This is a genomic window from Spirosoma pollinicola (assembly GCF_002831565.1).
Classification (GTDB): Bacteria; Bacteroidota; Bacteroidia; order Cytophagales; family Spirosomataceae; genus Spirosoma; species Spirosoma pollinicola.
In genome coordinates, this window is sequence record NZ_CP025096.1 from 789,158 (window position 1) to 811,099 (window position 21,942).

General features: G+C 49.6%; 29 protein-coding genes. 14 read left to right on the forward strand and 15 right to left on the reverse strand.

What is annotated here, in order from left to right:
- Positions 1–59 precede the first annotated feature (59 nt).
- Complete coding sequence (locus CWM47_RS03330) at positions 60–704, forward strand: hypothetical protein (protein WP_100986353.1); 645 nt, start codon at positions 60–62, stop codon at positions 702–704.
- 337 nt (positions 705–1,041) lie between these two features.
- Here the strand turns inward: CWM47_RS03330 and CWM47_RS03335 are convergent, their stop codons facing one another.
- The 4 genes from CWM47_RS03335 to CWM47_RS03340 all read right to left on the reverse strand — a co-directional run bounded on the left by CWM47_RS03335 (position 1,042) and on the right by CWM47_RS03340 (position 3,838).
- The gene (locus CWM47_RS03335) at positions 1,042–2,838 is read right to left on the reverse strand and encodes a hypothetical protein (RefSeq protein WP_100986354.1); all 1,797 of its coding nucleotides are present in this window, start codon (positions 2,836–2,838) and stop codon (positions 1,042–1,044) included.
- Between the two features lie 121 nt (positions 2,839–2,959).
- A complete protein-coding gene (locus CWM47_RS37975) occupies positions 2,960–3,121 on the reverse strand; it encodes a hypothetical protein (protein ID WP_157815889.1) in 162 nt (53 codons plus the stop codon).
- A 1-nt stretch (position 3,122) separates the two neighbouring features.
- A complete protein-coding gene (locus CWM47_RS37980) occupies positions 3,123–3,278 on the reverse strand; it encodes a hypothetical protein (RefSeq protein WP_157815890.1) in 156 nt (51 codons plus the stop codon).
- Between the two features lie 59 nt (positions 3,279–3,337).
- Positions 3,338–3,838: a hypothetical protein gene (locus tag CWM47_RS03340; protein ID WP_100986355.1), complete on the reverse strand. Its 501-nt coding sequence runs from the start codon at positions 3,836–3,838 to the stop codon at positions 3,338–3,340.
- Positions 3,839–3,967: 129 nt separating this feature from the next.
- Between CWM47_RS03340 and CWM47_RS03345 the strand changes: the two genes are divergently transcribed.
- Complete coding sequence (locus CWM47_RS03345; RefSeq protein WP_100986356.1) at positions 3,968–4,177, forward strand: hypothetical protein; 210 nt, start codon at positions 3,968–3,970, stop codon at positions 4,175–4,177.
- Between the two features lie 14 nt (positions 4,178–4,191).
- Here CWM47_RS03345 and CWM47_RS03350 read toward each other — a convergent pair whose 3' ends face one another.
- The 10 genes from CWM47_RS03350 to CWM47_RS03395 are packed head-to-tail and all read right to left on the reverse strand — an operon-like array spanning position 4,192 to position 12,147.
- On the reverse strand, positions 4,192–7,683 hold the full coding sequence (locus tag CWM47_RS03350; RefSeq protein WP_100986357.1) for a RodZ family helix-turn-helix domain-containing protein: 3,492 nt from the start codon (positions 7,681–7,683) through the stop codon (positions 4,192–4,194).
- A gap of 53 nt (positions 7,684–7,736) precedes the next feature.
- Positions 7,737–8,237, reverse strand: coding sequence for a phage tail tube protein (locus CWM47_RS03355; protein ID WP_100986358.1), 501 nt, complete (start codon positions 8,235–8,237; stop codon positions 7,737–7,739).
- A gap of 15 nt (positions 8,238–8,252) precedes the next feature.
- A complete protein-coding gene (locus CWM47_RS03360) occupies positions 8,253–8,660 on the reverse strand; it encodes a hypothetical protein (protein ID WP_100986359.1) in 408 nt (135 codons plus the stop codon).
- The gene (locus CWM47_RS03365; protein WP_100986360.1) at positions 8,657–9,154 is read right to left on the reverse strand and encodes a hypothetical protein; all 498 of its coding nucleotides are present in this window, start codon (positions 9,152–9,154) and stop codon (positions 8,657–8,659) included. Before CWM47_RS03365 ends, CWM47_RS03360 begins: the two co-directional genes overlap by 4 nt.
- Positions 9,145–9,468 carry a hypothetical protein gene (locus CWM47_RS03370; RefSeq protein ID WP_100986361.1) on the reverse strand — a complete coding sequence of 108 codons (324 nt, stop codon included), beginning with the start codon at positions 9,466–9,468 and terminating at the stop codon, positions 9,145–9,147. The genes CWM47_RS03365 and CWM47_RS03370 overlap by 10 nt, the downstream gene beginning before the upstream one ends.
- Positions 9,462–9,782 carry a DUF6706 family protein gene (locus CWM47_RS03375; protein ID WP_100986362.1) on the reverse strand — a complete coding sequence of 107 codons (321 nt, stop codon included), beginning with the start codon at positions 9,780–9,782 and terminating at the stop codon, positions 9,462–9,464. The genes CWM47_RS03370 and CWM47_RS03375 overlap by 7 nt, the downstream gene beginning before the upstream one ends.
- 27 nt (positions 9,783–9,809) lie before the next feature.
- On the reverse strand, positions 9,810–10,019 hold the full coding sequence (locus CWM47_RS03380) for a hypothetical protein (RefSeq protein ID WP_100986363.1): 210 nt from the start codon (positions 10,017–10,019) through the stop codon (positions 9,810–9,812).
- The gene (locus tag CWM47_RS03385) at positions 10,019–11,101 is read right to left on the reverse strand and encodes a major capsid protein (protein WP_100986364.1); all 1,083 of its coding nucleotides are present in this window, start codon (positions 11,099–11,101) and stop codon (positions 10,019–10,021) included. The genes CWM47_RS03380 and CWM47_RS03385 overlap by 1 nt, the downstream gene beginning before the upstream one ends.
- A complete protein-coding gene (locus tag CWM47_RS03390) occupies positions 11,101–11,499 on the reverse strand; it encodes a hypothetical protein (RefSeq protein ID WP_100986365.1) in 399 nt (132 codons plus the stop codon). Before CWM47_RS03390 ends, CWM47_RS03385 begins: the two co-directional genes overlap by 1 nt.
- A gap of 3 nt (positions 11,500–11,502) precedes the next feature.
- Positions 11,503–12,147, reverse strand: coding sequence for a hypothetical protein (locus tag CWM47_RS03395; RefSeq protein ID WP_100986366.1), 645 nt, complete (start codon positions 12,145–12,147; stop codon positions 11,503–11,505).
- Between the two features lie 306 nt (positions 12,148–12,453).
- Here CWM47_RS03395 and CWM47_RS03400 point away from each other — a divergent pair, with 306 nt between their 5' ends.
- The 12 genes from CWM47_RS03400 to CWM47_RS03455 all read left to right on the forward strand — a co-directional run bounded on the left by CWM47_RS03400 (position 12,454) and on the right by CWM47_RS03455 (position 21,726).
- Positions 12,454–12,723 (forward strand): hypothetical protein, encoded by a 270-nt coding sequence (locus CWM47_RS03400; RefSeq protein WP_100986367.1) that lies wholly within the window; start codon positions 12,454–12,456, stop codon positions 12,721–12,723.
- 4 nt (positions 12,724–12,727) lie between these two features.
- Positions 12,728–13,528: a hypothetical protein gene (locus tag CWM47_RS03405; RefSeq protein ID WP_100986368.1), complete on the forward strand. Its 801-nt coding sequence runs from the start codon at positions 12,728–12,730 to the stop codon at positions 13,526–13,528.
- Positions 13,528–13,896 (forward strand): hypothetical protein, encoded by a 369-nt coding sequence (locus tag CWM47_RS03410; RefSeq protein WP_100986369.1) that lies wholly within the window; start codon positions 13,528–13,530, stop codon positions 13,894–13,896. The genes CWM47_RS03405 and CWM47_RS03410 overlap by 1 nt, the downstream gene beginning before the upstream one ends.
- The gene (locus CWM47_RS03415) at positions 13,893–14,483 is read left to right on the forward strand and encodes a hypothetical protein (RefSeq protein ID WP_100986370.1); all 591 of its coding nucleotides are present in this window, start codon (positions 13,893–13,895) and stop codon (positions 14,481–14,483) included. The genes CWM47_RS03410 and CWM47_RS03415 overlap by 4 nt, the downstream gene beginning before the upstream one ends.
- A 5-nt stretch (positions 14,484–14,488) precedes the next feature.
- Positions 14,489–14,881, forward strand: a complete 393-nt coding sequence (locus CWM47_RS03420; RefSeq protein WP_100986371.1) for a hypothetical protein — start codon at positions 14,489–14,491, stop codon at positions 14,879–14,881.
- A 3-nt stretch (positions 14,882–14,884) separates the two neighbouring features.
- On the forward strand, positions 14,885–15,373 hold the full coding sequence (locus CWM47_RS03425) for a D-Ala-D-Ala carboxypeptidase family metallohydrolase (RefSeq protein WP_100986372.1): 489 nt from the start codon (positions 14,885–14,887) through the stop codon (positions 15,371–15,373).
- 18 nt (positions 15,374–15,391) lie between these two features.
- On the forward strand, positions 15,392–15,808 hold the full coding sequence (locus CWM47_RS03430) for a hypothetical protein (protein WP_100986373.1): 417 nt from the start codon (positions 15,392–15,394) through the stop codon (positions 15,806–15,808).
- 13 nt (positions 15,809–15,821) lie between these two features.
- The gene (locus tag CWM47_RS03435; RefSeq protein WP_100986374.1) at positions 15,822–16,577 is read left to right on the forward strand and encodes a terminase small subunit; all 756 of its coding nucleotides are present in this window, start codon (positions 15,822–15,824) and stop codon (positions 16,575–16,577) included.
- Positions 16,577–18,163, forward strand: coding sequence for a hypothetical protein (locus CWM47_RS03440; protein WP_206170600.1), 1,587 nt, complete (start codon positions 16,577–16,579; stop codon positions 18,161–18,163). The genes CWM47_RS03435 and CWM47_RS03440 overlap by 1 nt, the downstream gene beginning before the upstream one ends.
- 12 nt (positions 18,164–18,175) lie before the next feature.
- Positions 18,176–19,627, forward strand: a complete 1,452-nt coding sequence (locus tag CWM47_RS03445) for a phage portal protein (protein ID WP_100986375.1) — start codon at positions 18,176–18,178, stop codon at positions 19,625–19,627.
- Positions 19,627–19,827 carry a hypothetical protein gene (locus tag CWM47_RS03450; RefSeq protein ID WP_100986376.1) on the forward strand — a complete coding sequence of 67 codons (201 nt, stop codon included), beginning with the start codon at positions 19,627–19,629 and terminating at the stop codon, positions 19,825–19,827. Before CWM47_RS03445 ends, CWM47_RS03450 begins: the two co-directional genes overlap by 1 nt.
- Before the next feature lie 282 nt (positions 19,828–20,109).
- A complete protein-coding gene (locus CWM47_RS03455; RefSeq protein ID WP_100986377.1) occupies positions 20,110–21,726 on the forward strand; it encodes an ADP-ribosyltransferase in 1,617 nt (538 codons plus the stop codon).
- Here the strand turns inward: CWM47_RS03455 and CWM47_RS03460 are convergent.
- Positions 21,712–21,903: a hypothetical protein gene (locus CWM47_RS03460; RefSeq protein WP_100986378.1), complete on the reverse strand. Its 192-nt coding sequence runs from the start codon at positions 21,901–21,903 to the stop codon at positions 21,712–21,714. The two genes, CWM47_RS03455 and CWM47_RS03460, sit on opposite strands and share 15 nt — an antisense overlap.
- Positions 21,904–21,942: the final 39 nt, after the last annotated feature.

Sequence of the window (21,942 nt, forward strand, 5' to 3'; positions counted from 1 at the left end):
GTCAATTTTTATCCAGCCAATAGATTTAGACGATTAATAAACACCTTAAAACATTGGATATGCAATACTCTGTTTTTACGCACGGGACGGCTGTTGAAGCAGAAAACCTTTCTGTTCTGACAGGATTTGTGAAAGTTGGCTGGGGAACGGTAATTTCATTGAAAGAACCGCCTAAAAGTACAGTTGGTAATCTTGACGTTAGAGATATGCAGGGTCCGGGAACTTGGTTTCATATACCCCTGACGTCTACCTTAACGACCTTTGGGCGATCGAATCCTTACTTGGTTAGCGTCACCCTATTAATCGAAACAAAATACTGTCGTATAACAGACATACATGTTTACGATGGGGCCGAGATTGTTGAGGAATTTGGCGGTACTTCCGGAGATCTTTCCCAGTCAAGAAACAGTAAGGACATAAACCCAGACAGTCCTCTTGCGATACCGGAAACATTTAGCAATACCAAAATACTGGTAAGGCCCCATAAACTCTTTTCCGCCATTGGCATATCATTTTTTGCGACTTCGTTCGAAGATGACTATAAAGATGAGAATGGAATAAAATTTAGAGGTCGTTATCCCCAGGCGACCTTGATCGTTTCGGGTGCTGGTGCTCAGTATATGGTGGCAGACCCTCTTAAAATACCGTTGTCTGACAGAATAGCAAAAGCTTTCGATTCTATAGTACGTGTATTTAAACCCTAGAATATAGGACTTAAGGCCTAATAATCAATTGATTTCTGTTTTACCATTACCTCATTAAAAACTCACCAATAAAGCGTTTGCAACTAGGCCATGTAATAGTACTGGTTAATACATAGTTTAAGTGCCTTATAATGTTTGCCTACAGCCGCAACCTACTTGGTTGCGGCTGTTTTTTTTATTCCGGTACGTACTGCCAAAGATAGCTGTCGCGTGAAGTTTTTGGGTAAAATCGCCGGGTTTTGCCGTCCCACTATTGGCCATTACAGGCATTCATTATTGATGTTTTCCCTAGCTCCAATACCTTACTTGCCCACTTATAATATACAGAAATTTTATTTCATTTCTTTTTCCTAGCAGCCACTATGTATTCAATTATCGGTATATCAAAGCTAAGTGTTACAAAGGTATTTTCTCTTTTATAAAGGTTTGTGTTAAACGGCCGGGCTAACCCCAGATTGAAACCTAAACCGTTAAAAAAGGTAAGCCCTACATTGGCACCTATAAAGCCAGATGAAAAATTACTATCTGTCCTTAAATTAGCCACGTTATACAGTACGCCCGATGCATATATACTGAAATACATGTCAGCGATAAGCGGCTCTTTTCTTGGAATTAATGTTGTATAATACGTTCCCCAAAATCTATAGGTTTCCCCAGGCTGGAAAGAATTAACATATTTCCAATCAGCAACTTTGACCCTAAGGCCAATCTTTTCAGACGCTAAATATATATTTTTAAGGTTTGTTTTATTTTCACTTAATTGATTATTATATAAAAACAAACCATCATTTATACCGATATTGAAATAGGGCCTTGGTACTAAGGCCAGATGACCAATACTGCTTTTTCTAGCTATATTATTATATTTTTGATCTAGTGCCTGAATTAGAGACTCTATGTCTACATACAATACACCACTTTCACTTGGTGTGGCTTCCTTATACTCAATTAAGGTATAATCTAAGGTAAAGTTAATAACATTAGCTGCTGTATTATTTAAATCAGTTTGTCTGAGTAAACTGATTAGGTTGATTAATAGCTGTTTGTAGTTATCATATTGTTTTTTATCTAACTTATTTATATCAAATCCATCACTCTCTAATCCACTTACTAAGATATATATACGGCTAATATAGAAAGCGAAGTTATTGAGCTCGCCTATCTTACCGGTGAAGATTTGAGCAGTTAACTCTTCCATATTTTTAAAAAGACCTATATACTCTGGTGTAGCCTTAATATTTGTTTCTTTTTCATCAGTGTTATAAAGCCGCTTAAACTTACTATCTGATTTCCACCAACTTTTAAAATTGTCTTCATTTCTTAAACTAGAAACAAATAATTTTTTATCAGTAAAGGTTTTACTGGCTCTCAAGTAATCAAAAGAAAAATCTATTAAGAAATTTATCAAATATTGTTTAGTGAATGCTTTATTCGATAAAGATTTGTTCTTATTACTAATTACTTCTTTCTGCTGTTGAATCTGTGATTGCTGCTGTTGATACTGCACTTGCTGCTGCTCCACTTGATTTTTATTAGCCTCATTTGTTTTAGCAGGATCCTTTTTTATCTGATTAAATTGTTCATTTAAGAATTCAGATGAGGCTAATGAAAAATTTATATTTTTATTTGTTTCAACAAGTAACAAATCACTTATGACTAATTTTTCATTAGTTGGTATTTTTTGGTCATTATCAATTTTTGCAATTATTTGTAAATTATCAATAAAGTCTACATGGTCTGGATTTTTTGGATCCCCATACTTTTCTAGCAAAGCCGCTGTATAGCTATATACTAAGGCAAATTCTATTAAACTATTCGTTGTTTTTTGAGTAATTATTTTTTTATTCTTCTCCAAGGTCAAATTTCGCATTGTATTATATATGTAGTAATATAATACGAAGTTCTTTTCTTTATCACTAGACTTGATGAAATTATTTATAATAAGATTTTTAAAAATCCTTATCTGTACCTCTTCTTGTTTTGCAGCAATTATATCAGATAAGATTTCGGTATTAATTGTACCTTTTGTGAAACCAAATCCATTACTACTATACTCAAGTTTTTGACTAAAACACTTTTCATTAATCATGAAAGTAAAAAGCAAAAAGGCAAACAAGATGGTAGAGGTTCGCATAATTAATAATTTGACTTAAATGAAAATATGAGAATTGTTCAGTGCTGCAACCTACCAAGTTGTAAAAATTTAAAAAACGGGGAAATCACCCTTTATTAGTTGAAAATATTATATATGGTATTTATTGGCCCAGCCGTTTGAAGCTCTCATCGATGCGCGAGGTTTCCCGGACGACAATACTGGAAAAGCCCAGCACGCGCCGTTCGGCCTGATCCAGCCAGGTGCGAAAGTTGACATCATTGATTCCTGCGTCAAAAAATAGAGAGCCGTCGGACGTTTGCATGCTATACGGGTAAATTCTTTAAAATCCTCTCAGCCACTTCTTTGGTCAGCGGCTGCTCGGCCTGCTCATCGGTCTTCTCCTTTTTTTTGCTGGCTTCATACCCCGGCGCATCGATCATCATGCGTTCCAATAGCCCCCACCGAATGCCCCAGTGCAAATACTGCCAGCTCCAGTGGTAGTGGGCGCAGATGCTGCCCCGGGTGCCGAAGGGGCTTTTCAGGCCCGTGGTTTTGCCGGAGTCTCTATCCGTACCGGCATTGTCGTCCGTTCCTTTGCGGACATCAATCGAATAGAGTTGATAAAATCCCCGATATTGCTCAAACTGTTAATGACCAGTACCAGCCTCAGCAGCGTCTGGGGCGTCAGGTGCCACAGTAAGTAGCGACTCAACAGGCCCGTGCACAGCCTGATTCTCCACTGACTGTTCAGAATGGCCATGGCCACGATGCGGGCGCAGCGGGTTACGTGCGCACGGGTCAGGTGTTTGGTCTCGCTCAGCCAGTCGGCTGCCAACCGCTCTTCGCTTAGGTCCAGGTGAATAAATTCCGCACTGAGCCTATCAAGCGTACCCAGATAAGGCTGTTGAAGCAGAAAACTCCGATCAGGCTTGCCAATATACCGCAGTAGGCTCCGTTTGGGCACCGAGAAGCGCATGCCCCGTTCGATCAACACATCCAGTTCCTGCTTTTCGGCCACTCGCTCATCAAAAGATTGCATAATTAGTAGGGTAGGCAGGTGACCTTTATGGCCATTTGCATTCTAAAAAGTATACTGTTACAAAAACTGATCTTCATACTGTTACTTATACTGATCTTGTTACTGTTGTTACTGTTGTTATTTTAATGGATGAACTGGAATTCCGACTGGGTGGAGCTGGTCGGAATTTTTCTTTGGCGGGCTGACCGGATTGACCCACCGGACGGCGGCCTCACCCAGCTGACGCTTCATCTCAAAAAAGGAGCAGATAGCTTCCCCGAAGGTGTCAAACCGGTAAGTCTGCGTGCATCCGTCAATCTGGATTTGGTAGGGATACTCAGCGTTCCACATGATCATTAGAAGCTAATCCAGTACTAATTGGTAATGGTTAAAGTTGACGCTTTTGCTGTATTCGGTATGGCCGAATCGCTGTTGGTACCCGTCGTCAGTTGAATTGGCCGGGTAATCGTGGTATGATAACTGCCGGTGTTGAGCGTGTAGGGCACGGTTACATTCCGGGTCGTATTGTTCATGAAGATACTGCCCAGAATAAACGGGGTATTATCATCCACGTAGCTGCTTCCGGTGTTATGAAACACGAGGTAGGCGTTAAAACTTTCCGGAAAGTTCTCGTCCTGAATCACCGGCTTGTTGGTCGGCACGTTCCCGTTCAGCGTATTTCTGACGACTCGCAGGTTCGTTGAAATCGTACCCCAACTCGTTGTTACCCCGTGCTGGATGGCCTGAAGACCAATGCTGGCTCCATTGACCAGATCGGTTTCCGCCGAAACCGTGTTATCATTGATATTCAAATTGATGACCGGCGTAAACTTTCGTTTGGTCGCGCTTAGTACTTCCTCAATGGCGGTAATGTCAATCGCGCCCGAATTGGTCAGTACATTGTTGGCTATATCGCCCCCGTACTGCGGAGCGTGGTACATCGTAATCCCTCTGGCTTCATTGTCGAAGCTATTGTTAACAATGGCATAGTTCTCCAGGCCCCAGTTAAAAATCGCATACGTAGACGTTCCATCCGGCACAATCGCCCACGGACTACTAACGGTTAACACGGTAGCAGTTCGACTGGTAATCGTTCGCCACTGCCCAAACCCCGTACCCTTTATAATCATGACGACCGGAGCCTGATCAAACGTTGTCGGCCAGGCTTTGGTCGCATCCGTTAGTGTCGTGGTGGTCGCGCTACCCACGGTCCCCTGATCAAAATCCGGGTTCGTCGGCTGTTCGGCAAGGATGGCTTCCCCATCATTCAGGTTTCGGGGTACCGTGCCGTTGGTCGTTTTGAATGCGTTCCGGGCAATGTAGGCACCTTTGACGTTATTAATAATGACCTTGTGAACGTCGTCGGTGGTATTGATTTTGCCAATCGACAGGTCCCGGTCAAACACGTTGTTTTCCAGAAACACATTTTTCGCTTTGTCAGCGTAAATGTGCATCGTCATACAACGAATGGTTGTACCAATAACACTCAGGTAATTGGTTGACGCGTTGCGGATGGCTCCGTGCAGGATCGTATTCGGGCCGTTAACCAGCGTACTGTTTTTGACAATGATTCGGCTGGAGTTGTTAAACTCAAACCCATCCTGTTTGCCCTGATTCCAAACGACATCTTTTATAAAAAAGGTTTGACCATTGACCAGCCCGGCACTAAACCCACTGGTTGCCGTGCTCAGGTTTGTCAGGGTCAGGTTGTATAAACCCGCATTGGATTTACTCCCATCAAAGTAGACGACCTTACTAATACTGGTTCCAGCCCCGCCATACTGAAGGATTGTACCCGCCGTACTGGTCCCCATCAAGACCACATTGGCAGGCATATCAACCCCCGCGAACGGACTACCGGTGGCCGTAAGGCTATAGACGCCATCGGGCAACACCAGACACCCGCCCCCGGCACTACTTCGCGTATTTAAGGCCGAATTTAAGGCCGATAAAAAGCCGGTTTGCTGGGCATTGAAACCAGTAAGGGTAGTCGAATTGGCACCGGTACAGACCGGGAAGCGGTTCGAAAAACCAATTCCTAAACCGAAATTGTCGGTTGTACCCACAATGGCAGTGACACCGGTAGCCGTATTACCCGTTTCATCTATAACCTGAGTTTCGGCTAGTGACCCCCCGACACCATTGGACACAAATACACTGTACGTTTGCCCTACTGTAATGGCTAGAGGGCACGTTACATTGATTTTGTAGGGGTCTGATCCGGTAGCTACATACGTACCGTTTAGGCTGACCCCATTCGTTTGCGAGACAAACCGGATGGTTGGGGTATAACCCGGAACAATCAGGTTTCTGCCCTTGATTGCTAACGGCCCACCCGCATAAATGTCAGGCGAGTTGAAATTTGTGGCTCTGGCCCGGTTTATATGGCGGCTGTAAGATTTGCCTGTTCCTGACTTAATAAAGAACGTATAAACGGCATTGGCAGGCAAGGCCGGAAATCCCGGCAGCCTGACCTTCACGAAGTTGGTCGTCTGGCTGACAATGGGTAGGCTAAAGTACGGGGTTTGGTCATTTAGTGATGCCTGTACCGTGACATTCGCCGGAAAGGCACCCTGTATACTGACTTCTTCACCGGGCAGGGCCGTTTCATTATGCCAGAATATTTGTAAGGCCGAATTGAGCGTCAGGCTGGCCGTTGACGTTGGCAAGGCGCCGATCAGCGAGTTGGTAAGCAACTGATTCGTATAGTACTGGGTAGCTAACGTATTAACCGTATCGACTGCAGCACCAGTCGGTGCCGCTACGGTTGTTACACCGATCACCCGACCTTTGGAATCCCGGACTACCGACGTAATCATCTGCCCTATTCCACCTACGGTACCAGCCGTACCTACATCGCTAAGAGCCGCATCGGGCAAAGGACCCGTATGATTGGCCCGGTTTTTCAGGTTGGCGTCCGTATCGTTGGCTGTAGCGCCACTGGCAATAGTACCCAGCTTGGTTTTCTCGCTGGCTGTATAGGCTTTATTATTCGTTCCATCAGGTACAACGTCCTGATTCAAGGTGCCCAGCGTTTTATCCCCTTTCAGGTACTGTGCCGAGGTGCCTGTTGGCAGGGCTGGCTCTTTGCCAGCGACAATACCTAGATCAGCTGTTCGGTTGCTGTTATAGGTGCTAGCCGGCAAGGCCGATGCCGCCGTAGCCGTGGCACTATTGGCCGTGCTCAGGGCGGTGTTGGCAGTTGATTGGGCGGAGGTAGTTGCCGCCTGATCAGTCGTCCGATTGGTCGAATAGGTTGATGCAGGCAGGGCCGCACTGGCTACGGCGGTCGCACTGTTAGCCGCGGTTAGTGCCGTATTGGCGGTGTTTTGCGCATTCGTGGTCGCGGCCTGATCCGTGGACCGATTGGCCGTGTAGGTGCTGGCAGGCAAGGCGTTACTGGCCGTTACCTGCGCAGTTGCCACGGCCGTGCTCAGGCTATTCGCTTTGGTGGTCAAGGTGTTGAACCGTGGGTCGGTATAGGCTCTTGATGCCACCACAGCGGTATCCACCGTAGCCGTACCCGATGAGGGAGATACCGTCGTGGCGACCAAATAGGCCAGTACTGTTGCCTCAACAGTGGTACCGTAGGGCGTTCCGGACTGATTGAGCAGTTTGGCTGGTGGGTAATAGTCGGCCGTGCCGTAAATTTCGACCGTTACCAAAGAACTGGTAAATGCCCGAACCGACACCGCTGAAGCGGAATACTGCTCGGGCTTATTGCCCAGCGAATCGGTCCGCAAGATGTTATCGCCCACCCGGTAGAGCCGGACGGCTCTGGGCTGAATGCGCTGGGCGGTGGCGGCCAGACTACCCAGCAGAAAGACAAACGTAAACAGGAACTGTCGATGAAAAAAAGGGCGCATGGCAGTGTAAAAATAGGCATCCGGTAGGTTTTACGATACCGGATGCTGGTGGATTATTCTCCGAACTGAATGACACCCACACCCGTTTTGGTGGGTTTAAGGGCCGTAATGGTCACCGCAATCACAAACAGGTTGGTGCGCGATAATTCACCGTCCAGTTTGGCCGTGACTGACCCCCGGGGAATGATAATAATGAGTCCATCGGCGGGGGTGATCTTGACCGTTTTCTCAATGGTCGGCAGTGTATCAGGCCGGTTCCAGATCTTGTTGGGCGAAGTGCCCGCAGCGGTGCCACCGAACAATTTGGCCATCGTGTCCGTATCGGGGTTGGCAATCGAGAAGGTCAGGGTGATATCACCCGCTTTACTCTTCTCATAAACGGCCGCATCCTGCTCTTCGACAAAGAACTGGGTTTTTGTTGGATCGGCTTCATTGAGCTTGCCTGTGCCTTCGAGCGTGAGGCCATACTGGGTCAGACCCGTGGTACCGGGCCCGCCGTCACTGGCCACATCGGCAAATTCAATCTTGGCAATACCTATCGTGTATTTTCCCATGATCAGGAATGATGTTTAAGATGGAAAGAATTGAAAATCAACGCGGACGTTGATGTAATGCATGGGAATTTCCTCCGCCGGAATGATGGTGATACTACCCAGGGTGAAGCTGTGCGTCTGGGTGAAGGACTCGCTAAGTATCGTAGCCGCCTGCCCTTCGAGGTACTCCAGTCGGGCCGTATCAGGCACTGGCTGAGAATTCCCGCCAACGGTGATCAGCAGATCAGGCACGTAGATATTGACATTCGCCGTACCCAGCTGCACCTGTGACCCGTTTACGGGTAACCCGTTAATGACGATATCTTCCAGCGTCGACCCGTTGGGCCTGCTCATCTTGTAGAGCGAGCCGGTGACTAAACCGGTCAGGGCTGTAACTGACACATGAGCGTAGAGGATGGAGACCATTGTCGAAGGCGTTTTCATCGAGCCTGTGCGTCTAGTTTTAAGCTTCTCAGCAGTTTAGGCAGTTCGGTTTTGGCCTCCTGCTCGGCACTGGTGAGTACATCCAGCCCCCGACTCTCCACCGACACCGCGTAGTTCATGCCCGCTACCACAATCAAGACGTACCCCTGGGCATATTCTGCGGCCAGTCGTTTGGCCATGGCCAGTCCCGCAACAGCTCCCGAAAGACCGCCCCTGGTGGAGCGGAATTTGCGGTTGCCTTTTACGGCTACGGTGATCTGGGCGGTGGGCCTGAAATTCGAGCGGACCACCACGCCGTATTTCAGGACGAGGTAGCCGATGGAGTTTCTCAGGTTTCCCGTCTGATCGCGGTAGGTGTTGGTCGAGCGGCCAATGTTTACGCACTGCTCCCCCAGATAAAACAGGGTATTCAGCACCGCTTTTTCCCAAGTCTGTAGCTTTTTTTGAATCACCGAATGAATGTCATTCCGGGAAAAATTAGGCGTTAGACCCATAGCCTGGAGTGGAGCTGGCCTTTGGAAAACCGCTTGACCCTTCCCGACACGCGAACCGTATTGCCCTCCCGAACCTCGATGGGTGTTCCCTCAGATAAAACCGGGCAATAGGTCGGCAGCTGAATCAGGGACGCAAATTCCGTGACCGTTGAATCCTCGAGCGTTAGGGTCTGACCCGCTGCGCTCTCCTCATCCCGACAGGGAGCGGTGTTGACCCAGACGGAGCTACTGGCCAGAAAGTTACCATTGGCATCTTTAATGGCCCCGCCCGACTGGGTTTGCACCCACAGACTATATGGATACTGTTTTACCATAGATTCGATCGGTCAACAACCGATGGTTCACTGGTGGCAGTCAGTCCCAGATCAGATCGAAGTTGGTTGCAGTACACCTGCACAGCCGATCGATCCCACTTGAGGCTCATGCCTCCTTCCGTTACATCCGGCATGGCCAGCAGATCAGTCAGCACCGAGAGAAGAGCCGTTTTGACCGCTGCCGACTGCGCTTTGCTGTAGGTGTCCGGCCCGTTGAGGTCTTGATCAACTAAAAGCGTGTCCAGGCGAACGGGGGTTAGCTCAATCGAGTAGACGGCGAGTCTGTCGGTGATGGTCTCTGAAATGCTGGCCATGACGAGGTAGAAAAAGGGAGTTAAGGCTTACTGGGCTGGTGGCGGAGTTTGCTCGGCTGGTTTTTCGATCTCTATCAGCCCACCCGCTTCGAGTTTGGCCAGCCGGTCAGCGTTAAAGTCACTGACGTCATCGCCTACCTCGTAGACCACATCGAAGTTGTTGATGCAGCGAAACTCAGCGATCACCGTGGCTTTGGGGCCTGGGGCCCCTTCCGTTTTTTTGTCTTGTTTAGCCATTATGCCTGAACTGTTTTGGTGTCGAGCGAATAGATTTGATCGACGTTCACAATAACCGGTACCACGCGTGCCTGCGAGCTGGTAAATTCAGCCAGCGGGTCATTCTTGCCAAATTTTGACACCAGAATGTAGTTGCCTGACTTCTGGTAGGTCACGCCCGAAACGGGACGATTCTCCTCCGCCAATCGGGCGTAGGTAAGCGTACCTACCTGCTCGCTGTTGAGAAAGACCATCATGCCATCCTGCCAGGGTTTAATGGGCGTCTGCACACCGTTTTTCTCATAGCGGACCGTACGATCGACCACTGTGAACGTGCACCCATAGCGGGTCGAGAAGAACTTTGTCATCTGATCCCGGTCCAGTGAAGGAACGTTGGTGCCCGTGAAGCCTGCCGAGAAGGCAAACAGATCCTTGATCTGTTTGGCATTCGAGAGGTAATTTAGCGCCGTCGAATCCAGCATGATGTTGGTGATGACGTTGCCATCCGCTTTGGCTTTAGCCAGTACCCGCTTGATATCGTCGTCGGGCGTAGCGGTTGTAGCCGATGACCACAGGACCGCTACGCCGAATTTATTGGCCGTGTAGTAGCCGAAATCAACCCGGATACCCGTTCCGACATTCTCGGTATCTTCAATCAGGGTTACCCCAGTTGACAGACCACGTAAAAACATTTCTTCATTCCGCTCATCGATACCGCCGATCACTTTTACAACATCGTTGAAGAGTTTAGCCACGATCTGGGCGTCGGTTGCCCCCTGGGCAATGAGCGTGTCGAGGTCTGTCAGCTGCTTCTCGTTGAGTTGCAACTTCATACCCAGTTTGGGAATATCGCCACTGAAACGGCTGATCGAATCGCGCTTTTTAAGCGGCAAAGCCGAATCCATGGCAACCACATCGGCGGCTACCAGCGTGTTCTGGGTGTTGATCGATTCCCATTTACCGGTAACGCTCAGATCCTCCGTCAGCATCGTCTTATGCAGATAGGTAGGCCCGTTGGTCGAATTGTTAAGCGTTGCCGTGGTGCGCAGTACGATGCCTGGAAAGTACTTGGCTACCCACTGGAGAAAGAGTGACTGTTCCATTAATCAGCGCGGAATAAAATGAGTGGAAGCGCTGCTTTCACAGCCGTCAGAATCGTAGCGATGTCCATGGGCGTAGCCGATGGATTCACGGTTCCCCGGACCATAATGGCCGCCATGGGCCGTTTGGTCGTGACCGTTGCGACTAAAATGCCGGCATAGACGTGGCCGGTGGGCAGGGCCTGATAGGCCGTTGCCCCGGTGTTGACGGGCATGGGCTTGAAATTGCCCGTACTCGTCTCCTGAATGATGACGTGCCCTGCCTGGATGACCTCGGCCTGGGTATAGGAGGTGACATCCAGTGAGCGACCGCCCTCAATGGTTTCCAGATTCTTTTTGATAACGATCGACTCGTTACCGGTCAGAATCTGCGAACCCGTATTGGTGAGGTTTGTGTACATAACTTACTTAGACTTAGCGTTTGGCAAAAGAATTGACATGGCACTGTCCAGCTCCTGATCGGTAGCTGTTTTACCTGTAGCTGTACTCGAAGCCACAATCGGCCGCCGATTCAGAGATAAACTCGTATTGGCTTCCTCCTGAATAAATTCCGCCGAGTCCGTCTTGACACCTTCCAGAAACGAGGTAAAATCCTCATCCTTGTCAAACTTCATTAAGCCGAAGTTCTTCAGGATCATGTTCTTGAATTTGTCAGGGGCGTCCTTGAGGGCTGTTTCCAGTTGTGATTTGCGCGTGTCGGCTGATTTGCCCATCTCGATTGCCGCGATCTTAGCCGACAGAGTATTGTTCTGTTCGATAAGTGCTTTGGCCCACGCTGGGGTATCATCCGGTACGGGTGCAGGGGCAGGAGCGGGTGCAGGCGGGTCTGCGGGCTTTTCTTTGGCTTTGGCGGCCGCTTCGGTTGCCCGGCGATCGGCCTCTGCCTGAAAGGCTTTTAGCATCCCCTCTACGGCCGTCACTGCCGCATCAATTTGATCCTCGGATGTTACACTGGTTTCCAGATAAGCCAGTATCCCATCAATTGCCTTATCACTGAAGCCCAAGTTTTTATACTTGTTCACCAGTGCCAGTCTAATCTTCTCTTTCATGATCTCACCCGCTTTGTTTACAGAGTAGTGACTGCAAATATATCATACCTGCTTATAATGAAAGCACTTTTCCACTATTTTTACAATATCTAATTGACTATCAATCAGATACTTAACCTTAAATTTCTCAAGTTTATGTAAGCGAAACTAATTAACTACGAGCCCGGATTTTCAGCCTTGAAAATCACCCGGATTTGTCTCACGCTCAGGGCTATACGCCATAGATTTTACGCCAGAAACTGAGCGGGAAACTAAGCCACTTTTCAAGCAGGATTTAACGCAGAAAACTAAACATGCACTTTGGCTATGGAATTGCCTAATCGCTCAAAATTCATTCCCTTTTCGCTCACCATCGTCGATGTGGTGGAGATGATCAATGCGGCTACGTTGGTCATAACCGGCTACAACATCGGCAACAGTGCGGGCTGGTTTGCCATCAGCACCGGGGCTATTTATGCGATCGGCAAAAAGTTTGTCGAACTGGCAAAAGCCAAAACGCCGTTTGAACAGTCCACGCCTATCCTGCCCACCCGGATCGAGACCGACCCGGCCACCTTCGAGCTGGCTAAACCCTAAAGCGATGCTGAATTTCTTTAGCCAGTTCGGCCTGATGGGCAAATGGTTTACCCGGATCATTCTGGGCGTCGGCATCTTTTTGCTGCTGCGCTGGGTATGGATCTGGTTCTGGTATTCGCCCGAGAACTGGAATGGGACGGCCGAATCCTATAAGCTACAGGCGGAGGCCTTCAAACGGCATATCGATACGCTGCAAGCGGATTCGACCAATAAGCATCTGGACATCATTAATCTGGAGGGCGTCATTGTCATGAAGGATTCGGCCCTGGCCAAAGCGGGTCGTGAGTACAGAAAACTCGAAGGGGAGATTCAAAAGGCCCTGGCGTACGGAGCTGGCTGGAAAGACAAATTTACCCGTCAGGTAGCCTCATCCGACAAACAGGTGGAGATCATGACAAATCCCCAGCGGCAGCAGGCTTTACAAACGGCTCTTGAGAAAAACGGGACCCTTCCCCTTTCGCCCGTTCTGCTCACCTTCAACTCACCCATTGTCGTGAAAGCCTCCCTGCAAACGGCCAATCGGGAAAAGATCCAACGCGATATCATTGACACGCTGGGCAATTCAGTCGGTCACTACAAAGCCGCCACCGAGCGGCTGGGTTCGGGGCTGGTCATGGCAAAAGGCGGCCTTATCGATCTGAGCAGGCAGGCCCAGGCTAATCAAAAGGGCGGCATACCCATCCTTCGCCACCGGGCCGTCAAACAGAATAAGCAGATTCAGGCCAAAGCGGACACGCTGATCAAGAAAATTGATGAGGTGAGTGATCTGGAGAAAGACCTCAACAAAAAAAGCTATGAGAACTAATGGAATGGAAAGCGGAATATGGCCTGATCCTTTTTTTGGCGTTTGCCGGTGTGACCTACCGCTTAACTCAGGGGAAAAATGATGAATCAAGCTCCATCCTGGCCCGGCTCTACGCCCAGTTTTACGCCTGGTTATTTACCGCCGTAGTCAGTATTGGCCTGCTGATGATGCTGTGGAGCTGGAATTTAGTGATCGTCTGTCTGGCGACGCTTTTGCTGAGTCCGGTCTCCGAACGATTTATCTGGCTATGGATGAAGGGCCAAAACTCATCCAACACAGTACTCCAATACATTAAGCGCTTCCGTAAAACCTGGAGTGCCATGGAAAAAAACGACTCAACGAATGAAAACAACGAAACCGAATCATGAACTACGAAACGACTATGAGTTTTGCCTTAACCTGCCTGGCGGGTCTGGCCCAGTACGGGGCCTTACTACTTAATGTGGAGACCAAATCAAAAATCTGGAAACGGGGCATCTGGATTGGCATGATTGGCTGTGCCTACAGTGCGGGCGGCTTTGCCCTGCCACGGGTCGAGCTCTACCCCTGCATGAGCTTCATTATTTCCGTCACCGTCATGCTCTGCTGCGTAGTGCTGTCCTATCTGGTGGCTCCCCTGCCCGCAGGCTTCACCCAGATTCAGTTAGCTGAGCGGACCGAGCTTCGGCATAATACCATTCGGCAGCTGGGCATTGGACTGGCCGCTACAGTCGTACTGGCCACCGGGGTAGCCTTTATGCAGGGTCAAAGCGCTGATAACCGGATCCAGCTGGGTTTTGCGGGCGTGGTCTACCGGCTGGCCGATGAGGTGAAATCACTCCATGAAGCCGTGACCACGCTGACGGGAAAAGTCAATAAACTCGAACAAAAGGTAGATGCCCGGGCGGCTAAGGATTCCATTGCGGCTAAGCGGTCCATTCGCAATCAGGAAGAACTTTTAAAGCGTAAACGATAAGTCGTATGTATCAAAACAAGCAGTTTCTCAAGCAGCTTCAGGCCCTGCTGATGGCCCATCCCGATATGACCTGGGAGTCGGACGGATCCGAACCCATGCAGCCCGTACGGCTGGCCTGGCACCGACTCTACGATAAAACCAAAAGCGGTTATACCCGCTGGGGGCAGGAGCCCGATGGGGATGCTGAAGATCGGCTCACCTATCAAGCGGATAATGATGTGGAAAATGGCCACATGGCCGATCTGAAAGCTATGTTTTCAGGAAAACAGCTGATCTCCATCAAACGAGAGCAGATAGGGCAGCCAAACCCTGAGCATCCCATCTATTACGATCTTTACATTCTGGCCCGCTTTGGCTGGTGGTACGTGGGTTTTCGGACTAAACTCATCGAGACCTAGACGATGCTGACGACTCCGCAACCCTACCAAAATTTTGGCCCTCTGCTCTCCTATCAGCAGGCGATCAAATCCGACACGGCTATTCGAAAGGGTATTGACAATACACCCTCTCCGGCCATTTACGCCAACATGCAGCGGGTGTATCAGGATTTTTACGTACCGATCTGTGCTCACTTTGGCCGCTTGCCCATCACTTCGTTTTATCGGTCCCCAAAGCTTAATGCGGCCATTGGCGGAGCCAGTAAATCGGCTCATCTGTACGGCTGTGCCATCGATATTGATTGTGATGGACTTTCGACCGTCACCAACAAAGCGCTCTTCGACTGGGTACGGAGAAATCTTCTGTTTGATCAGTTGATTCTGGAAAACCCCGATGCCCACGGCAATCCCGCCTGGGTGCATGTAGCCCATAACCGGGATGGGCAGGCTGAGAGGAACCAGGTCATGAAAATGGTTTGGGTGAAGGGCAAACAACTTTATGAGTACCTGTAATTAACCAGCAACCGCAACATGCAGCACTGCGTCGATAGAACCATTTCATCCTGTTTTCACTACCTGGGCACTCACTCCAAGCCCATGCTGGATGCCTTTCTGACGGCCAACGGAGGAAAGCCCGCTGAGGAGCTAACCAATGGCACGGCCATCTTCTCCTCCCAGTTCAAAATCGAGGAACGGCTGGTGTACGTCAAGCCCGGATCGTGGGTACAGGTCAAAGGCAAAGGTCAGTTCTTTACCCACACCAACGAAAAGTTTTTAGAGCGTTTCGCCCTGGTGGAGAAAAATAAACCCACAGCTGAGCCTAGTCAGCCGGTCAAAAAAGAAGGTGTGCTGGCCGGTCTAAGCCATGTTAATGCCCCGCTATGGCTCAGCAAGCTCATGAGCCGACAGCCGGGCAGAAAAACCACCTCAAGTAAATTGAAAAAGTAAATTAAAGTCACTTATGACGGCCATTCAGCAACGTTTTGTACAGGAGTATACTGTCGATGGCATTGGTGCCGCTGCGGCTGTACGGGCGGGCTACAGTAAAAAAACGGCTAAACAGAAAGCCTACGAACTACTGCAAAATGAGGAAATAGTCAACGCCATTAAAGAACGCTGGGTATCGCTGGCCATGACGGCCGAAGAAGCGACCAAACGACTTTCGGACATTGCCGCAACCCGTCTCAATGATTACATCACCGTCGAGGAGGTCTGGGATACACCGATGATTAAAAAACATCTCTCAGTCCTTATCGCTGAACTGCAACTGGAGCTAGACATTGAAGAGGAAGTAGCCGACCGAACAGGGCTATTCGATGGCAATGGGGAAACTTCCAAGAAAGACAAAAAACTGACTGAAGCGCAGGATGAATTCTTTCTGGAACAGGCCAAACGAAAGCGTCAGATCGTCCGCTACGAGGTCGAGCTGGAAAAGAACCCCATGGCGTACCGATTTGTGAAGGGCGAACCGATCCTCATCAAAAAACCCAGTGTCAACCTCATCGAACTGGCCAAGGCTCAGGAACGTGGCAACATTAAAAAGATTTCCTTTAATGAACGGGGACTGCCCTCGGTCGAAGGCTATGCAGCCGACAATGCCATGCAGACGATTCTGAAGCTAAACGGCAAACTCATCGACCGGCAGGATCATACCACGAAGGGGGAATCGCTCAACAAAGGATTTTTGGATTTTCTTAAAAAAGTCAACAGGGCCTGATGACAGCACAGCAGAAAGTAGAGCTGGAAGTCGCCGGGGAAGCCGCCATGCGGGCCTTCACCTCCGACTGGTGTTTGTTTGCCCGGGAAGTACTGGGGGTGAACCTCGACGGCGAACAGGAGGACATTCTGCGTAGTGTTCAGGTCAACCCACGTACCAGTGTGGCGTCGGGCACGGCCCGGGGAAAAGATTTTGTCGCCGCCGTGGCGTCGGTGTGCTTTATGTTTCTGACGCCCACTTTCGATGAAGACGGGGAACTGGTAGGCAACACCAAAGTAGCCATGACAGCGCCAACCGATCGGCAGGTAAAAAACATCATGATGCCCGAGATAGCCAAGCTGTTTAGGCGGGCTAAAAAGAATGGTGTATTACTTCCGGGCAGGCTCAACGTGTATGATATCCGCACTGATTACGAGGAGTGGTTTCTGACGGGCTTTAAAGCCAGTGAGCACGATCATGAAGCCTGGTCGGGGTTTCACGCCGTCAACACCATGTTTGTGGTCACCGAGGCCAGTGGTATATCAGATGATACGTTCGGGGCCATTGAAGGAAACCTGCAAGGCAATTCACGCATCCTGCTGGTGTTTAACCCCAACCGGACGGTAGGTTATGCCGCCAAATCGCAGAAGGGCGATCGCTGGAGCAAATTCCGCCTTAACTCCATGACGGCGCCCAACATTGTTCAGCGCCGTCAGGTCATTCCCGGTCAGGTCGATTACAACTGGATTTTGGATAAGCTGGAGAACTGGTGTGAGATTATTCCCCTCAGCGATGTCAAGGAGGAAATGGATGATTTTCTCTTCGAAGGCGTCTGGTATCGGCCCTCGGATATCTTTCGCATCAAGGTCCTCGGCAAATTTCCTAAAGTCGGTCAGGATAGTCTGATTCCCGAGCAGTGGATTGAATCGGCTCAGCAGCGGTGGGTCCGCTACCACAAAACCAAACGCGTGGAACAGTATCCAAAACCGCTCCGGTTGGGCGTCGACGTGGCCGGTATGGGCCGCGACAGTTCGGTATTCTGCTTTCGACACGGCAACATCGTTCCCGAATTCATTAAAAGCAATTCAGGTGGTGAAGCTGATCACATGGAGGTAGCGGGCCGGGTGGTGCGTATTCTCAAAGCCAACCGAAAGGCGTTGGCCTTCATCGATACGATTGGTGAGGGAGCTGGAGTCTATTCGAGGACCAAGGAACTGGGCTTTGACGAGCGGGCCCTCTCGTGCAAATATTCCGAATCGGCCAGTGATGAAGACACCGGGGATCCGCTTACCGACATCACCGGCGAATACACCTTTGCCAACATGCGGGCGTACCTGTTCTGGGCCGTCCGCGACTGGCTTAATCCGAAGAACTATGCCGAAGGCACCCTGGAGATGTATTTGCCGATGCTGCCCCCCGGTGATAATCTGATCGAGGAGGCTACGGAGATCAAATGGAAATTTCAGTCCAACGGCAACATCATCATTGAGCCTAAGGAAGATATCAAAGCCCGGCTGGGCCGCTCGACGGATGAATTTGACGCCCTGGCCAATACGTTTTATCCCGCCCAAAGCTTCGAACCACAGGATTTATCTGGATTTTTTTAACGACACAACTCCATGAATGTAACAGACCTTAAAAAGCTTCTAACCCCACAGGCTGACCAGCAAGCCGACATTGCGGCCATTGTTCAAACCCTTAAAGCCCGGCAGGAGCCACTTGACATTGCAGAGTTTGTCAAACAGTACAATCCAGCCAACCATAAAGCGCTGGATAAGACCATCCGAAAGGACAAGCTGATCAAGCGACCAACGGGCAAAGTATCGGAGGATGGCAAAGAGGAAACCCAGACTTCGTATGTGGCCGTTAACCGGCAGGTGTTTCCTCTGCAAAAGCTGATTGTGGAACGGGCCGTGTCATTTTTGTTTGGCAACCCCGTTAAACTTAATGCGGAGGCTAAAAGCGATAAACAAAAGAAGGTAGTGGCGGCTATAAACCGGATCCTGTATGACAACAAGATCAATTCATTCAACCGGCGTATTGCCCGCGAAATGTTCCGCTCTACGCAGGTGGCTGAATGCTGGTTTTCGGTTGAAGGGGATGAAGCTCACAGTGATTACGGCTTTGAGACCAAATTTAAGATTCGGTGCGTGGCGTTCAACCGGTGGGACGGGAACGAATTTTATCCGCTTTATGACGAGACCGGTGATTTGATCGCCTTTAGCAGGGCCTTCAAACGCCATGATGATGAAGGGCGAACCATCAATTATTTTGAGACATACACCGCTGCGGAATTCATACTGTGGTCCCAAAATAATGGCACCTGGGAGCAGGCTGACCGGATCGCGAACGTCATTAAAAAGATTCCGGTAGTCTATGGCCATCAGGAACAGGTCGAATGGCAGGATGTGCAGTGGTCGATTGAGCGACTGGAGTATTTGCTAAGCAACTTTGCCGATACCAACGATTACCACGCGGCTCCCAAAATCTTTATCGAAGGAAAAATCGATGGCTTTGCCGCCAAAGGCGAGCCCGGACAGATCATTCAGGGAACCAAAGACAGCAAAGCGTATTACCTCAGCTGGAATCACGCTACGGATGCAGTCAAGCTGGAGATCGAAACCCTGTTGCGGTTTATCTTCTCCTTTACCCAGACACCGGACATTAGCTTTGACAGTGTGAAGGGCCTTCGTGAGATTAGCGGAGAGGCCCTGAAGATGCTGTTTTTGGATGCGCACCTGAAAGTGCAGAATAAACGGGAGGTATTCGATGAGTACCTGCAACGACGGGTCAATATCTTAAAATCATTTGTGGCCTTTATGGCTGTTGATTTAAAAAAGGAATCTTCTACCCTACAAATCGAGCCCGAAATTCAGCCCTTTATTATAAACGATGAAAAGGCCACCATTGATAATTTAATGGCAGCTACGGCGGGCAAACCCATCATCTCCCAAAAGTCAGCCATTGCCCAATCGGGACTCGTCGTCGACGTCGATGCGGAATACAAACAAATTCAGGAAGAGGAAAAGATAGCCCGCTCCTTTGACATCCTCAACCCGTCGACCATTTAATGAAAATAGATAACGCTTTCGGTCTCAAACAGACGGTCTATCTCAAAACCGATAAGGACCAGCTTCCCCGCCTGATTACGGCCATCAAGATCTGTCCGGATGGGCTGTTGTATGAGGTTATTTCCGGCATAACCAGCTCCTATCATTATGATTTCGAGCTATCGGATGCCCCGGATGTGATGCTGTCCTCTACCAACTGAGAAAATAAAAAAGCCTACGCATTGGTAGGCTTTTTCGTGGGGTGAGCCTAGTCATAATCGACAGCACAAAAGCTTATCGGCTCATTTGCCAACACCTGTAAACAGGATTTTTACGTTAGCGAAAATTTCCCCCTCAAAAGGAGCCTGTAGTCATAATCGTTGTTCGTGCACGTTCAACGGCTTGCCTAAAAGTCCTATTTTCTATAGCGTGAGGGACGCTGTTCCTTTTCAGGATCATTGCAAATATACAATAGACAATAACGCAGGTCAATAGTAAATTTCATGAGTAACCGCAACCTGACGCCCGACGAGTGGGACAAACTGCACTTTGCCCGAACGGAAGAATACTCCCACCGGGTCGAGCTCATCTACCGATCAATTCTAAAAGAAGCGGCCCGGCTGGCCATTGAACTGAAGGTAGATCCGGACAAAGCGTTTTCCTTCTCTTCCTTTCCGGCGACCGCCCAGCGCGTCAATGCCCTGATGAAATCGCTCTCGAATCAGCTGCTGGTGACGATTCAGAATGGACAAACTAATGAATGGAATCTGGCCAATGACAAGAACGATACGCTGGTGGGCACACTCAGCCACATTGGCCTCTCGCAAGACACGCTGAGCCACTACATGGGCCGCAACCTGGAAGCATTGTCCGCCTTCCAAACCCGCAAAACGAATGGGCTGAACCTCTCCGATCGGGTAGTCAAGTACACCGGTCAGTTCAAACGGGAACTGGAGATGGGCATCGATGTGGGCCTGGGCAAAGGTATCAGCGCCGATCAGCTGAGCCGGGACCTCAGGGCCAATCTGAAGGAACCCGACCGGCTGTTTCGGCGGGTCAGATCCAAACATGGCAGTCTGGTCCTCTGCAAACACGCCCAGGCCTATCATCCGGGAAGTGGAGTCTATCGTAGCTCATATAAAAACATGATGCGGCTTACCCGGACGGAGATCAACACGGCCTACCGGGAAGCGGACTTTCAGCGCTGGCAGAGTTTAGACTTCGTGGTGGGCATCGAGGTCAGGCGGAGCAATAACCCCTACGATTGTGATATCTGCGGACCACTGGCGGGCAAATACCCCAAGGAGTTTAAGTTCATTGGCTGGCATCCCCAGTGTAGGTGTCATGCGGTGAGCATACTGGCCAGTCCCGAGGAGATGCGCCTGCTCAACAAACAGATCCTGGCTGGTCAGGATCCGTCGGGCTTTGAGAGCGTCAATCAGGTCAGTGCCACGCCGGCCGGCTTCGATGCGTGGGTACAGACAAACCGGGACAAGCTGATCAACGCGGTTAAACTGCCGTTTTTCCTATCGGATAATAAAGCCTTCTTTGATCTGAGTAAACCCGCTGCGCCCTCATCGGAACAAATCCTGCTGGCCGATGAGACGTTCAAAAAAGCGATGGAGGACATGAACCAGCGGATCGGCATCGGCCTGCCTGCCAAACTCTCATTGGTAGAAAAGGCGGCCGTCAACAACTATACCCGATCCATTTATTATGATCTGAACCGGTACCTGCGCGGGGTGAGTGTACCGAATCAGGAACTGGTAGAAGCGATGAGTGAAACGCTGTCGACGGCCCTTGCCAAACTGCCCTCCACCAAAAAACGAGTGTACAGGATTGCGGATTATTCCTCATCCGACATTGAGGCCATCCGGCAGGCAATGCTTAAGAAGCTACCGTTGAGTTTTCCTTCTTTTACCTCCACGTCAGTGAATCCGGGCCTGATCTTTGAGGGAAATGTCCGCTTTGTCATCACCGGCAAGCGGGGCAAAAACATCGTCAAACTAAGTCACTTTCCCGGTGAGCAGGAGGTTTTGTTTGATAAAAACGCTAGCTTTCGGGTTGACTCGGTGACTAAAGGCGTTGACAAGACAATCATTGAATTAACGGAACTCTGATTCGCTCTGCATCCGGTCTTTAATGGACCGCCGGCTAACATCTTCCGCCTGCCGCTGCTGTGGGGTCAGCGATTCCCGGCGCTTCTGTTCAGCTTCCGTTTCCCAGGCATCCCACTGGGCCAGCATGCCCGCTTTGGGGCCACCGTCTTTATCGGCATAGGGGTTTTTGGTATTCATAGACTGGTTTGTTTAATGGAGATAACCCCCTTTCTATAG